Annotated in this window: 8 protein-coding genes; 5 read left to right on the top strand and 3 right to left on the bottom strand. The window is 64.3% G+C overall.

Annotated elements, in window-relative coordinates; genetic code table 11:
• Positions 1 to 70 precede the first annotated feature (70 nt).
• The 3 genes from AB4Y40_RS03410 to AB4Y40_RS03400 all read right to left on the bottom strand — a co-directional run bounded on the left by AB4Y40_RS03410 (position 71) and on the right by AB4Y40_RS03400 (position 3,623).
• The gene (locus AB4Y40_RS03410; protein ID WP_368686439.1) at positions 71 to 1,351 is read right to left on the bottom strand and encodes an EmrA/EmrK family multidrug efflux transporter periplasmic adaptor subunit; all 1,281 of its coding nucleotides are present in this window, start codon (positions 1,349 to 1,351) and stop codon (positions 71 to 73) included.
• Positions 1,352 to 1,428: 77 nt separating this feature from the next.
• Positions 1,429 to 3,030, bottom strand: a complete 1,602-nt coding sequence (locus AB4Y40_RS03405) for an efflux transporter outer membrane subunit (protein WP_368686438.1) — start codon at positions 3,028 to 3,030, stop codon at positions 1,429 to 1,431.
• A gap of 89 nt (positions 3,031 to 3,119) precedes the next feature.
• On the bottom strand, positions 3,120 to 3,623 hold the full coding sequence (locus AB4Y40_RS03400; protein WP_028204820.1) for a MarR family winged helix-turn-helix transcriptional regulator: 504 nt from the start codon (positions 3,621 to 3,623) through the stop codon (positions 3,120 to 3,122).
• A gap of 410 nt (positions 3,624 to 4,033) precedes the next feature.
• Here AB4Y40_RS03400 and typA point away from each other — a divergent pair, with 410 nt between their 5' ends.
• The 5 genes from typA to zapE all read left to right on the top strand — a co-directional run bounded on the left by typA (position 4,034) and on the right by zapE (position 13,236).
• Positions 4,034 to 5,860 (top strand): translational GTPase TypA, encoded by a 1,827-nt coding sequence (gene typA / locus AB4Y40_RS03395; RefSeq protein ID WP_342920648.1) that lies wholly within the window; start codon positions 4,034 to 4,036, stop codon positions 5,858 to 5,860.
• A gap of 338 nt (positions 5,861 to 6,198) precedes the next feature.
• The gene (locus AB4Y40_RS03390; protein ID WP_368686437.1) at positions 6,199 to 9,063 is read left to right on the top strand and encodes a 2-oxoglutarate dehydrogenase E1 component; all 2,865 of its coding nucleotides are present in this window, start codon (positions 6,199 to 6,201) and stop codon (positions 9,061 to 9,063) included.
• A gap of 105 nt (positions 9,064 to 9,168) precedes the next feature.
• Positions 9,169 to 10,440: a 2-oxoglutarate dehydrogenase complex dihydrolipoyllysine-residue succinyltransferase gene (odhB, locus tag AB4Y40_RS03385; protein WP_342920646.1), complete on the top strand. Its 1,272-nt coding sequence runs from the start codon at positions 9,169 to 9,171 to the stop codon at positions 10,438 to 10,440.
• 151 nt (positions 10,441 to 10,591) lie between these two features.
• A complete protein-coding gene (gene lpdA / locus AB4Y40_RS03380; RefSeq protein ID WP_368686436.1) occupies positions 10,592 to 12,022 on the top strand; it encodes a dihydrolipoyl dehydrogenase in 1,431 nt (476 codons plus the stop codon).
• A gap of 116 nt (positions 12,023 to 12,138) precedes the next feature.
• Positions 12,139 to 13,236 (top strand): cell division protein ZapE, encoded by a 1,098-nt coding sequence (gene zapE / locus AB4Y40_RS03375; RefSeq protein ID WP_368686435.1) that lies wholly within the window; start codon positions 12,139 to 12,141, stop codon positions 13,234 to 13,236.
• The last annotated feature ends 147 nt before the right edge of the window (positions 13,237 to 13,383 follow it).

The raw sequence follows: 13,383 nt of genomic DNA, 5'->3' as shown, positions 1-13,383 counted from the left end.
AACAAAGCGGCGCGGGCTGAGGATCAGCCCGCGCCGGCGTTTGCGAGTGCTTGTATCAGGGCTTCTTCAATCAGCCTTTTGCGCCCGGCTTCGCCGCGTGAGCGGACGACATCTGCGCCTTCGCGGCTGCGTTGCTGCTCGCGCCGCTGGCGTTATTGCTGGCACTGGCTGCCTTGTGCGCATTCGGACCGGCGTTTTCGGCGATGATGCGCGCGATTTCCGCATCGGCTTCCGCGCCGTACTTGGCGAACACATCGGTCTCGTAGACGGTGTTCTGCGCATTGCCGAGCTGCGTGCCCGCGTCGTTGCGGATGTTCACGTCCACCTGCATCGACAGGCCGATACGCAGCGGGTGCTTCAGCAGGTCTTCCGGATCGAGCGAGATACGCACCGGCAGACGCTGCACCACCTTGATCCAGTTGCCCGTCGCGTTCTGCGCGGGCAGCAGCGAGAAGGCCGAGCCCGTGCCCGCCGAGAAGCCCACCACCTTGCCGTGATAGACGACGGACGAGCCATACACGTCGGCCGTCATCTCGACCGGCTGGCCGATGCGCATGTGCTTGAGCTGCACTTCCTTGAAGTTGGCGTCGACCCACAGCGAGTTCAGCGGCACCACCGACATGAGCGGATTGCCCGGCGAGACGCGCTGGCCGACCTGCACCGAGCGCTTGGCGACGTAGCCGGTCACCGGCGCGGGCAGCGTGTTGCGCGCGTTCGCGAGATAGGCGTCGCGCACCTTGGCGGCGGCGGCCTCGACGTTCGGGTGATTGGCGATGGTCGTGTTGGCGGTCAGCGCGCGGTTCGCCGCGAGCTGCTGCTGGGCGGCTTCGAGCGCGGCTTCGGCGCTGCGCACGGCGTCGCGGGCGTGCGAGATCTCTTCCTGCGAGACCGCGCCCGTCTGTGCGACTTGCATGCGGCGGCGCAGGTCGTCCTGCGCACGCGAGAGGTCGGACTGGCGCTGCGCGACTTGCGCTTCGTACTGGCTGTCGTCGGCGAAGAGGCCGCGCACCTGGCGCACCGTCTGCGCGAGCTGCGCTTCGGTTTGCTCGAGCGTGACGCGCGCGTCGGCCGGGTCGAGCAGCACGAGCGGGTCGCCGACGTTCACGGTTTGCGTGTCGTCCGCCTTCAGTGCGATCACCGTGCCGGTGACCTGCGGCGTGATCTGCACGACGTTGCCGTTCACGTAGGCGTCGTCCGTGCTTTCGGTGAAGCGCGCGACGAGGAAGTAGTAAAGGCCGTAGGCAACGGCTGCAATCACGATCACGAGGACAAGCAGCGTCATCATGCGCTTGCGCTTGCCGCTGTTCGCGTTCGGCTGCGGATTGGCCGCCGGCTGCTGGGGGGTGCTCATGGAAGGATCTCCGGATGCTTGCGTGCTGTTCGTTCAGTTTTTGATGTGCGTGTGCTGCTCGGCGCTCGGTTCGACACTCAGTTCGACACGGGCGCGGCGTTGGCCGCATTCGCCGCGGCCGCCGCGTTCTGCGGCGAGCGCGTACCGCGCCACGGTGCGCCGTTTACGTCGCTCTGGCCGCGTGCTTCGCTGCCGACTTCGGCGGGCGGCGTGAGCCCCGCGCCTTGCGCTTCGAAGCCGCCGCCAAGCGACTTGATGAGCGCCATCTGCTGGTCGCGGCGCTGCGCCTTCAGGTTCGACACCGTCTGCTCCGCGGCGAGGCGGTTCTGGTCGGCGGTGAGCACCTGGAGCTGCTCGGAGAGCCCCGCCTTGTAGCGGATCACGGCGAGCTGCCAGGCCTTCGTCGATGCGTCGAGCGCGCGATCGGCGTCCACCAGTTGCCGGTCGGCCGAGCGGATCGTCGACACGTTGGTCGCCACGTCCTGGAACGCGCCGATGAGCGTCTGGTTGTAGTTCGCCACATCGAGCTCGAAGTCGGCGTAGCGGCCCTTGAGTTGCGCGCGCAACGCGCCCGCATCGAAGAGCGGCAAATGCACGGCCGGGCCGATGTTCATCTGGCGGCTCGTGAAGTTCAGGAATTTGCCCCAGCCGAACGCGTCGAAGCCGAAGCCGGCCGCGAGGTTCACGTCGGGATAGAACTCGGCCTTGGCTTCCTTCACGTCGTGCATCGCGGCTTCCACCTGCCAGCGCGCGGCGACGATGTCGGGGCGGCGCGCGAGCAGGTCGGCGGGCAGATTGTCGGGCAGGGCGACGTTGGCGACCGGGTTGAGCACCGGCTTTGCGATCTGCAGGCCGCGGTCGGGGCCCTTGCCGAGCAGCGCGCCGAGCTGATAGCGCACGGATTCGATCTGGCCGTCGATCTGCGAGAGGTTCGCCTGGCTCGTCGCGATGTTGCCGTTCGCGGTCTGCTTTTCGACGTTGGTGTCGAGGCCCGCCACCACGCGGCCGTTGGTGATCGTGCCGATGGTCTTGCGGTTGTCGATCTCGTGCACCGCGATGTCGCGCAGCTCGTAGAGCTGGGCGAGCTGGTTGTACGTGCGCGCAACCGAAGAGGCGAGCGTGATGCGCGCCTGCTGCATGTCGGCTTCCGCGGCACGCTGCGAGGACACGGCTTGCGCGAGGCGCTGACGGTTCTTGCCCCAGAGGTCCAGATCCCACGAGGCGCTCGCGAGCACGTTGTTCTCGCTATACCAGGTGCCGCCATACGGGGGCGGGAAGAGGGCGTTGGCCGAGTACAGCTCGCGGGTCCACGAGTAGCTCAGGTTGGCCTTCGGAAACAGCGCCGAGCGCGAGGTTTCGATATACGACGACGCCTTCGCGAGGCGCGCCTGCGCCTGAGCGATGGTCGGGCTGCCTTCGAGCGCCTCGTCGATCAGCTTGGGCAGCTGCGGATCGCCGAACTGGTTCGCCCAGTCGAGCGTTGGCCATTGGCCGCCTTGCGCCGGAATGCTCTGCGAGCTTTCGAACTGCTGCGGCTGATCGATGGTCTTGTCGCTCTTGATGCCGATGTAGTTCGCGCAACCCGCAAGGGCGAGCGCCGCGACCGCGGCGGCGACCGCCGCCCGGCAGGACAGTGCCCGCACGGCCGGAACTGGCGCAAACTCGGTTTGGGATTTCATTGCTCGTCTCGATGCGTGAGAGTGTGTGGTGATACTGGACGATGCAGCTATTTTTTTGTTCGGCGCTTTCAAATTTGCTTGCCCCGTCATCAATTCTCGGACGGATTCGGGTTCGAACTCTGGCTAGCTTCGCAGCTATTCGAAAGAATCCGCCGCAACATGCTCTTCAGGAAGCCGACTTCCTCGGGCGTGAATCCGGCCGACAGATGCTCCGTGACGCTGCGGAAAATCGCCGGCATGCGCGCGGCGATGGCAAGGCCCTCGGGCGTGAGCGCGAGGCGTACCGCGCGGCGGTCTTCGGAACTGCGCACGCGCTTCAGGAGGCCGCGCTTCTCCAGCCGGTCGACGAGCCGCGTGACGGCGCTCGCGTCGATGCCGTACTCGCGCGCGAGTTCGGCCGCGAGCGTGCATTTGCCCGTCGCGACCATGAAGAGGATGCTGGCCTGCTGGCTCGTGACGCCGAGTTCGGCGACGGCACGCTGGGTGACCATGTTCGACATCGTCGATTTCACCCGCGAGATCAGGTAGCCGACGCTTTCGCCGAGGTCATAGTCGCGGACTTCGGGCGGGGGCGTGGGAGTCGGATCCGTCATGATTCTGCTGCGAATGCAATGGTTGACCAGGCAGGGATTATAGGGGCGGTTAGTTGACGCGGCAAGGTTTATTCTGCCTTTGCCGAGAAACCTTTGCAGAGTAGGGGCTTAGTCCGGCCCCATGAGAGTGAGAGAATGCGGCGTGAACGGCGCGCCGCGGCGCCCGTCGAATCTTTACCCGCGTTGCGCGGTTGCGACGCCGGCCGCCCCGATCCAGGGCGCTCCCTGATATGCGCGAGATCAATTCATCTGCGCGTGCTACAATTTCAGGTTCCCAAAAGTGCGTCATCGCAGCGATGCTGAATTGACCCGCCGGCAGTAGTCCGGGGCGGATCGAAGCGGCGGCCGCGCGCCCTCGCAGGGCCTGCCAGCAGGGCATGCGCGGCGCACTCAACTGTACCCAGGTTCCTATGTCCCGCGCTCTTCGCAACATCGCCATCATTGCCCACGTCGACCACGGCAAGACCACGCTCGTCGACCAACTGCTGCGCCAGTCCGGCACCTTCCGCGACAACCAGCAGGTCGCCGAACGCGTCATGGACTCGAACGACATCGAAAAAGAGCGCGGGATCACGATTCTCTCGAAGAACTGCGCGGTCGAGTACGAAGGCACCCACATCAACATCGTCGACACCCCGGGCCACGCCGACTTCGGCGGCGAAGTGGAACGCGTGCTGTCGATGGTCGACTCGGTGCTGCTGCTCGTCGACGCCGTCGAAGGCCCGATGCCGCAAACGCGCTTCGTCACGAAGAAGGCCCTCGCGCTCGGCCTGAAGCCGATCGTCGTCGTCAACAAGATCGACCGTCCGGGCGCCCGTATCGACTGGGTGATCAACCAGACCTTCGACCTGTTCGACAAGCTCGGCGCGACCGAAGAGCAGCTCGACTTCCCGGTGGTCTATGCTTCGGGCCTGAACGGCTACGCTTCGCTGTCGCCGGACGCGCGCGAAGGCGACATGCGCCCGCTGTTCGAAGCCGTGCTCGAGCACGTGCCGGTTCGCGACGCCGATCCGGAAGGCCCGCTGCAGCTGCAGATCACCTCGCTCGACTACTCGACCTACGTCGGCCGTATCGGCGTGGGCCGTATCAAGCGTGGCCGCATCAAGCCGGGTCAGCCGGTGGCGCTGCGCTTCGGCCCGGAAGGCGAGGTGATGAACCGCAAGATCAACCAGGTGCTGTCGTTCAGCGGCCTCGAGCGCGTGCAGGTCGAATCGGCTGAAGCCGGCGACATCGTCCTGATCAACGGCATCGAAGACATCGGCATCGGCGCGACGATCTGCGCGGTCGACACCCCCGAAGCCCTGCCGATGATCACGGTGGACGAGCCGACCCTCACGATGAACTTCCTCGTGAACTCGTCGCCGCTCGCCGGCCGCGAAGGCAAGTTCGTGACGAGCCGCCAGATCCGCGACCGTCTCACGAAGGAACTGAACCACAACGTCGCGCTGCGCGTGAAGGACACCGGCGACGAAACCACGTTCGAAGTGTCGGGCCGTGGCGAGCTGCACCTCACGATCCTGATCGAAAACATGCGCCGCGAAGGCTACGAGCTCGCCGTGTCGCGTCCGCGCGTGGTGCTGCACGAAGTCGACGGCGTGAAGCAGGAGCCGTACGAAATGCTGACCGTGGACGTCGAAGACGGCCACCAGGGCGGCGTGATGGAAGAACTGGGCCGCCGCAAGGGTGAAATGCTCGACATGGCTTCGGACGGCCGCGGCCGCACGCGTCTCGAGTACCGTATTCCGGCGCGTGGCCTGATCGGCTTCCAGGGCGAGTTCATGACGCTCACGCGCGGTACGGGCCTGATGAGCCACGTGTTCGACGCGTACGGTCCGATCAAGGAAGGCTCGCTCGGCGAGCGCCGCAACGGCGTGCTGATCTCGCAGGACGACGGCGCCGCTGTCGCCTACGCACTGTGGAAGCTGCAGGACCGCGGCCGCATGTTCGTGAAGCCGGGCGACGCGCTGTACGAAGGCATGATCATCGGCATTCACAGCCGCGACAACGACCTCGTCGTCAACCCGATCAAGGGCAAGCAGCTCACCAACGTGCGCGCCTCGGGCACCGACGAAGCCGTGCGTCTCGTGCCGCCGATCCAGATGTCGCTCGAGTACGCCGTCGAATTCATCGACGACGACGAACTCGTGGAAGTCACGCCGCAGTCGATCCGTCTGCGCAAGCGTCACCTCAAAGAGCACGAGCGTCGCCGCGCGAGCCGCGAAGGCGCTGCCGAGTAATTTGCATTTTTAGCGCTTTTTTTGCACTGCAATGCACAAAGACTCACAGAAAAGCCGCCGCTTTACGGGCGGCTTTTTTGCGTCTGGCGGGGATTGCATTGCGGTGCGGGAAGAGTGCGTTGCGAATGCCGCAAGGGCCCGTGTAAACAGGGTTCCCGCGTGGTGTTCGGTCGCATTGCATCCTGTGGCGAGATGCGCATATGCGCTATACTCCGCGGATGCATGATTTAGGTCCTTCCAAGCAGACTTGATTCGCAATCCGCTAAACGGTCAGGCCGTGGCGCGGAAGGTTGAGTAACCCGCTATTTCTCGAGAAACTCGAAGAAAGGTGAGCGTAAATGTCGGAAACGATGAAGCAATTCCAGCTGAACTCCTATTTGTTCGGCGGCAATGCTCCGTATGTCGAAGAGCTATACGAAGCATATCTTGATAACCCTGCGTCCGTTCCGGACAACTGGCGTGAGTACTTCGACGCACTGCAAAACGTGCCGTCGTCGAGTGGCACGGCAGACAACGACATCGCCCACGGGCCGATCGTCGAATCCTTCGCTCAACGCGCGAAGGCCAATGCATTTGTTCCGCGCGGCGGCGGCGAAGATCTCGCCACGGCACGCAAGCAAGTCTACGTTCAGTCCCTGATTGGCGCTTATCGATTCCTCGGCTCGCAATGGGCCAATCTCGATCCGCTCAAGCGTCGCGAACGTCCGAACATCCCCGAACTCGAGCCTGCGTTCTACGACTTCACCGAAGCCGACATGGACCAGACGTTCAGCGCCACGAACCTGTACTTCGGCTTCGAGCGCGCGACGCTGCGCGAGATCGTCAAGGCGCTGCGCGATACGTACTGCGGTACGATCGGCGCCGAGTACATGTACATCAGCGATCCTGAACAGAAGCGCTGGTGGAAGGAGCGTCTCGAGTCGATCCGCTCGACGCCCAGCTTCACGGCTGAAAAAAAGAAGCACATCCTGCAGCGCCTGACGGCCTCCGAAGGCCTCGAGCGCTTCCTGCACACCAAGTACGTCGGCCAGAAGCGCTTCTCGCTCGAAGGCGGCGAGTCCTTCATCGCCGCGATGGACGAAGTCGTTCGTCACGCGGGTGCGAAGGGCGTGCAGGAAATCGTCATCGGCATGGCTCACCGCGGCCGTCTGAACGTGCTGGTCAATACGCTCGGCAAGATGCCGGCTGACCTGTTCGCCGAATTCGAAGGCAAGCACGTCGACGACCTGCCGGCAGGCGACGTGAAGTACCACAAGGGCTTCTCGTCGGACGTCGCGACCGAAGGCGGTCCGGTCCATCTGTCGCTCGCGTTCAACCCGTCGCACCTCGAAATCGTCAACCCGGTGGTCGAGGGTTCGGCGAAGGCCCGTATGGATCGCCGCGGCGATGCAGACGGCCTGCAGGTGCTGCCGGTGCAGATCCACGGCGACGCGGCCTTCGCAGGCCAGGGCGTCGTGATGGAAACGCTGAACCTCGCGCAAACGCGCGGTTACGGCACGCACGGCACGCTGCACATCGTCATCAACAACCAGATCGGCTTCACGACCTCGGACCCGCGCGACGCGCGTTCGACGCTCTACTGTACCGACGTGGTCAAGATGATCGAAGCGCCGGTGCTGCACGTGAACGGCGACGATCCGGAAGCGGTCGTGCTGGCGATCCAGCTCGCGGTCGATTTCCGCACGCAGTTCCACAAGGATGTCGTGGTCGACATCATCTGCTTCCGTAAGCTCGGCCACAACGAGCAGGACACCCCGGCGGTCACGCAGCCGCTCATGTACAAGACGATCGCGAAGCACCCGGGCACCCGTGCGCTTTACGCCGAAAAGCTCGTGCAGCAGGGCGTGATCACGGCCGAAGACGCAGACAACTACGTCAAGGCCTACCGCGCCGCGATGGACGAAGGCCACCACACGGTCGACCCCGTGCTCTCGAACTACAAGAGCAAGTACGCGGTGGACTGGGTGCCGTTCCTGAACCGCAAGTGGACCGACGCTGCCGACACGGCCGTGCCGCTCGCCGAACTCAAGCGTCTGGCCGAGCGCATCACCACGGTCCCCGAGAACTTCAAGGTTCACCCGCTGGTCGAGCGCGTCATCAACGACCGCCGCGCGATGGGCAAGGGCGAAGCGAAGCTCGACTGGGGCATGGGCGAGCACCTCGCGTTCGCGTCGCTGGTCGCTTCGGGCTACGCCGTTCGCCTGACGGGCCAGGACTCGGGCCGCGGCACGTTCACGCACCGCCACGCCGTTCTGCACGACCAGAACCGCGAGCGCTGGGACGACGGCACGTACGTGCCGCTGCAGAACATCGGCGAGAACCAGGCGCAGTTCACGGTGATCGACTCGGTGCTCTCGGAAGAGGCAGTGCTGGGCTTCGAATACGGCTACTCGACCGCCGAGCCGAACACGCTCGTCGCGTGGGAAGGCCAGTTCGGCGACTTCGTCAACGGTGCGCAGGTCGTGATCGACCAGTTCATCTCGTCGGGCGAAGTGAAGTGGGGCCGCGTTTCGGGTCTCACGATGCTGCTGCCGCACGGCTACGAAGGTCAGGGTCCGGAGCACTCGTCGGCGCGTATCGAGCGTTTCCTGCAGCTGTGCGCCGAGCACAACATGCAGGTCGTCCAGCCGACCACGCCGGCCCAGATCTTCCACGTGCTGCGCCGCCAGATGATCCGCCTGTTCCGCAAGCCGCTCATCATCTTCACGCCGAAGTCGCTGCTGCGTCACAAGGAAGCCGTGTCGGACCTGTCCGAACTCGCGAAGGGCTCGTTCCAGCCGGTCATCGGCGAAGTGGACGAAGCCATCGACGCGAAGAAGGTCAAGCGCGTGGTCGCCTGCTCGGGCCGCGTGTACTTCGACCTCGTCGCGCACCGCCGCGAATCGAAGGCGAACGACGTCGCGATCATCCGTATCGAACAGCTCTATCCGTTTGCTCACAAGCAGTTCGAAGCCGAGCTGAAGAAGTACGACAACGCGACCGAAGTGGTCTGGGTGCAGGACGAGCCGCAGAATCAGGGCCCGTGGTTCTACATCGAGCACCACCTGAAGGAAGGCATGAAGGAAGGCATGAAGCTCGCGTACAGCGGCCGTCCTGCTTCCGCATCGCCGGCTGTTGGCTACTACGCGAAGCACTACGAGCAGCAGAAGGCGCTGATCGAAGGTGCATTCGGCCGCCTGAAGGGCGCGCAGGTCGCGAAGTAAGCACTAGAGCAAATCGAACCGGGAAGGCGTGCTGAACGACGCGCGCTTTCCCGCGCTCAAGTGCGCGACCCGGTTCGTACCCAGATACGTATTCAGGAAAATCACATGGCTATCGTAGAAGTCAAAGTCCCGCAGTTTTCGGAGTCGGTGTCGGAAGGCACGATGCTGCAGTGGAAGAAGAAGCCGGGCGAAGCTATCGCCCAGGACGAAGTTGTCATCGAGATCGAAACCGACAAGGTCGTGCTCGAAGTGCCCGCGCCGGCTGCCGGCGTGCTGGCCGAGATCCTCATCGGCGACGGCGCTACCGTCACCAGCGAACAGGTGATCGCAAAGATCGACACGGAAGCCAAGGCTGGCGCCGTTGCGGCTCCCGCAGCCGCTGCTGCTCCGGCTGCCGCCGCGGCTCCTGCCGCTGCACCGGCTGCCGCTGCCGCCGCAACGACTGCGAGCAGCACGATCGCCTCGCCTGCAGCGAACAAGCTGATGGCCGAGAAGGGTCTGTCGGGCGGCGACGTCGCCGGCACGGGCCGCGACGGCCGCATCACGAAGCAGGACGTGCTGGGCGCAGGCGCGCCGAAGGCCGCTCCCGCCGCCGCACCGGCTGCGAAGCCGGCTGCCGCCAAGCCGTCGCTGCCGCAAGTCAACGCGCCGGCATCGGCTGCGAGCTGGCTCAACGACCGTCCGGAACAGCGCGTGCCGATGTCGCGTCTGCGCGCGCGTATCGCCGAGCGTCTGCTCGAGTCGCAGCAAACCAACGCCATCCTCACGACGTTCAACGAAGTGAACATGGCGCCGGTCATGGATCTGCGCAACAAGTACAAGGACAAGTTCGAGAAGGAACACGGCGTGAAGCTCGGCTTCATGTCGTTCTTCGTGAAGGCTGCGGTGCACGCCCTCAAGAAGTTCCCGCTCGTCAACGCCTCGATCGACGGCAACGACATCGTCTACCACGGCTACTTCGACATCGGTATCGCGGTCGGCTCGCCGCGCGGTCTGGTGGTGCCCATCCTGCGCAACGCAGACCAGATGAGCCTCGCCGACATCGAGAAGAAGATCGCCGAATTCGGCCAGAAGGCCAAGGACGGCAAGCTTTCGATCGAGGAAATGACGGGTGGTACGTTCTCGATCTCGAACGGCGGCGTGTTCGGCTCGATGCTCTCGACCCCGATCATCAACCCGCCGCAGTCGGCGATCCTCGGCGTGCACGCGACGAAGGAACGCGCCGTGGTGGAGAACGGCCAGATCGTGATCCGTCCGATGAACTACCTCGCGATGTCGTACGACCACCGCATCATCGACGGCCGCGAAGCCGTCCTGTCGCTGGTCGCGATGAAGGACGCGCTGGAAGATCCGGCTCGTCTGCTGCTCGACCTGTAATTGCATGACGCGCGACGGCAGCGTGCGGCTTGAAACCGGGCGCCGCCGTCGCGATGTCAACTTAGGCAGCAAGTCTCTCGCATTTCCGCAGTATTGAAGCCACGCGCGCCGCGAAACGCGGCCGCGCTGGCTCGCCATCCAAAGGATAGTCATGTCCAAAGAATTTGACGTCGTCGTGATCGGCGCCGGCCCCGGCGGCTATATCGCGGCGATCCGCGCCGCGCAGCTCGGCAAATCGGTTGCGTGTATCGAAAAGTGGAAGAACCCGGCCGGCGCGCTGAAGCTCGGCGGCACCTGCCTGAACGTCGGCTGCATTCCGTCGAAGGCGCTGCTCGCCTCGTCGGAAGAGTTCGAAAACGCCCAGCATCACCTCGTCGACCACGGCATCAGCGTGGGCGACGTGAAGATCGACGTCGCGAAGATGATCGCCCGCAAGGAAAGCATCGTCGAGAAGATGACGAAGGGTATCGAGTTCCTGTTCCGCAAGAACAAGATCACGTGGCTCAAGGGCCACGGCAAGTTCACCGGCAAGAACGAAGCCGGCGTGCAGATCGAAGTGAGCGGCGAAGGCGAAACCGAAGTCGTCACGGCGAAGAACGTGATCATCGCGACGGGCTCGAAGGCGCGCCATCTGCCGGGCATTCCGGTCGACAACAAGATCATCTCCGACAACGAAGGCGCGCTCACGTTCGACAGCGTGCCGAAGAAGCTGGCCGTGATCGGCGCAGGCGTGATCGGTCTGGAGCTGGGTTCGGTGTGGCGCCGTCTCGGTGCCGACGTCACGATCCTCGAAGCGCTGCCGGAATTCCTCGGCGCGACTGACCAGGCGCTCGCGAAGGAAGCGGCGAAGCTCTTCAAGAAGCAGGGTCTCGACATTCACGTCGGCGTGAAGGTCGGCGAAGTGACGACGACCGACAAGAGCGTCACGATCAACTACACGGACAAGGACGGCAACGCGCAGAAGCTCGAAGCCGACCGCCTGATCGTGTCGGTTGGCCGCGTGCCGAACACCGACAACCTCGGTCTCGAAGCGATCGGCCTGAAGGCCAACGAGCGTGGCTTCATCGACGTGAACGACCACTGCGCAACGTCGGTGCCGAACGTGTACGCGATCGGCGACGTGGTGCGTGGCCCGATGCTCGCGCACAAGGCCGAAGACGAAGGCGTGCTGGTGGCCGAGATCATCGACGGCCAGAAGCCGCACATCGACTACAACTGCATTCCGTGGGTGATCTACACCGAGCCGGAAATCGCATGGGTCGGCAAGACGGAGCAGCAGCTCAAGGCAGAAGGCCGCGACATCAAGACGGGCCAGTTCCCGTTCATGGCGAACGGCCGCGCACTGGGCATCAACAAGGCGGACGGCTTCGTGAAGATGATCGCCGACGCCAGGACCGACGAGCTGCTCGGCGTGCACATCATCTCGGCCAACGCATCGGACCTGATCGCGGAAGCCGTGGTGGCGATGGAATTCAAGGCTGCCGCCGAAGACATCGGCCGCATCTGCCATCCGCACCCGTCGCTGTCCGAAGTCATGCGCGAAGCTGCACTCGCCACTGACAAGCGCGCGCTCAACATGTAAGCGCGAAGGGCAGGGCGGCCGACTTTTCTGGCCGCGCTGCCCCGCAGTACCCAGCATTACGTACGGAGGCGGGTGGGCTTTTGCTCTCCCGCCTTTCCTCATTTGCGGCCCGGAAAATGAACGTCACCGAATACTACGAAAACGAACTGCAGAAGCGGGGATACAAGCCCGATACGGCGCAACGCGTCGCGATCGACCGGCTGCAGCGGTGCTACGACGAGTGGGTCGCCTACAAGTCGCGACGTTCGAACGCCTTCAAGAAGTTTCTCATTCACCCGGACCTGCCGCGCGGCGTGTACATGTGGGGCGGGGTCGGGCGCGGCAAGAGTTTCCTGATGGACAGCTTCTATGCGGTCGTGCCGCTGCAGCGCAAGACGCGTCTGCACTTTCACGAATTCATGCGCGAGGTGCACCGCGAGCTCGAAGAGCTCAAGGGCCAGGCCGATCCGCTCGACGAACTCGCGCGCCGCATTGCAAGGCGTTATCGCCTGATCTGCTTCGATGAATTCCACGTCTCGGACATCGCCGACGCGATGATCCTCTACCGTCTGCTCGACCGTCTCTTCGAGAACGGCGTGCAGTTCGTGATGACGTCCAACTACGATCCCGATCTGCTCTATCCCGATGGCCTGCATCGCGACCGCATGCTGCCTGCGATCGAGCTGATCAAGAGCAAGCTCGACGTGCTCAACGTCGATGCGGGCATCGACTATCGCCAGCGCACGCTCGCGCAGGTCGAGGTCTATCACACGCCGCTCGGCGCCGCCGCCGACAAGGCGTTGCGCCACTCGTTCGCGGAGCTGGCCGCCGTCCCCGACGAAAGCCCGCTGCTGCGCATCGAAAAGCGCGAACTGAAGGCGCTGCGCAAGGCGGACGGCGTGGTGTGGTTCGATTTCGCGACGCTGTGCGGCGGTCCGCGCTCGCAGAACGACTATCTGGAGCTGGCGAGCCGCTTTCACGCCGTGATCCTCTCCGACGTGCCGCAAATGACGCCTCGTATGCAGTCCGAAGCACGCCGCTTCACCTGGCTCATCGACGTGTTCTACGACCACAAGGTCAAGCTGCTGATGTCGGCCGCGGTGCCGCCCGAGGAACTCTACGTGGAAGGCCCGATGGCCAACGAGTTCACGCGCACGGTGTCGCGCATCGTCGAAATGCAGTCGAAGGAATATCTCGAAACGCCGCGCCGCATCGTCGATACGGCCCTGACCTGAGCGTACGGCGTCCGCGCCGCACCTGCGAGCTGTGGGCGCATCTGCGGCGACACACCCATGTCGAGCTGGCGCCACGCCGGTGCCGAGCCAGTCTCAAAATAGCGCGGCGGCACCATTTTCAAGATTCGGACTCGTCTGATATGGGCG

This window comes from Paraburkholderia sp. EG287B (assembly GCF_040965595.1).
Lineage (GTDB): Bacteria > Pseudomonadota > Gammaproteobacteria > Burkholderiales > Burkholderiaceae > Paraburkholderia.
The sequence above is the reverse complement of the archived record's forward strand: the minus strand, read 5'-3'. Positions and strand labels throughout refer to the sequence as shown.

Coding starts and splice junctions, on each gene's coding strand:
- typA (WP_342920648.1), top strand. CDS start 4,034: ATGTCCCGCGCTCTTCGCAACATCGCCATCATTGCCCACGTCGACCAC.
- odhB (WP_342920646.1), top strand. CDS start 9,169: ATGGCTATCGTAGAAGTCAAAGTCCCGCAGTTTTCGGAGTCGGTGTCG.
- AB4Y40_RS03390 (WP_368686437.1), top strand. CDS start 6,199: ATGTCGGAAACGATGAAGCAATTCCAGCTGAACTCCTATTTGTTCGGC.
- AB4Y40_RS03400 (WP_028204820.1), bottom strand. CDS start 3,623: ATGACGGATCCGACTCCCACGCCCCCGCCCGAAGTCCGCGACTATGAC.
- AB4Y40_RS03405 (WP_368686438.1), bottom strand. CDS start 3,030: ATGAAATCCCAAACCGAGTTTGCGCCAGTTCCGGCCGTGCGGGCACTG.
- zapE (WP_368686435.1), top strand. CDS start 12,139: ATGAACGTCACCGAATACTACGAAAACGAACTGCAGAAGCGGGGATAC.
- AB4Y40_RS03410 (WP_368686439.1), bottom strand. CDS start 1,351: ATGAGCACCCCCCAGCAGCCGGCGGCCAATCCGCAGCCGAACGCGAAC.
- lpdA (WP_368686436.1), top strand. CDS start 10,592: ATGTCCAAAGAATTTGACGTCGTCGTGATCGGCGCCGGCCCCGGCGGC.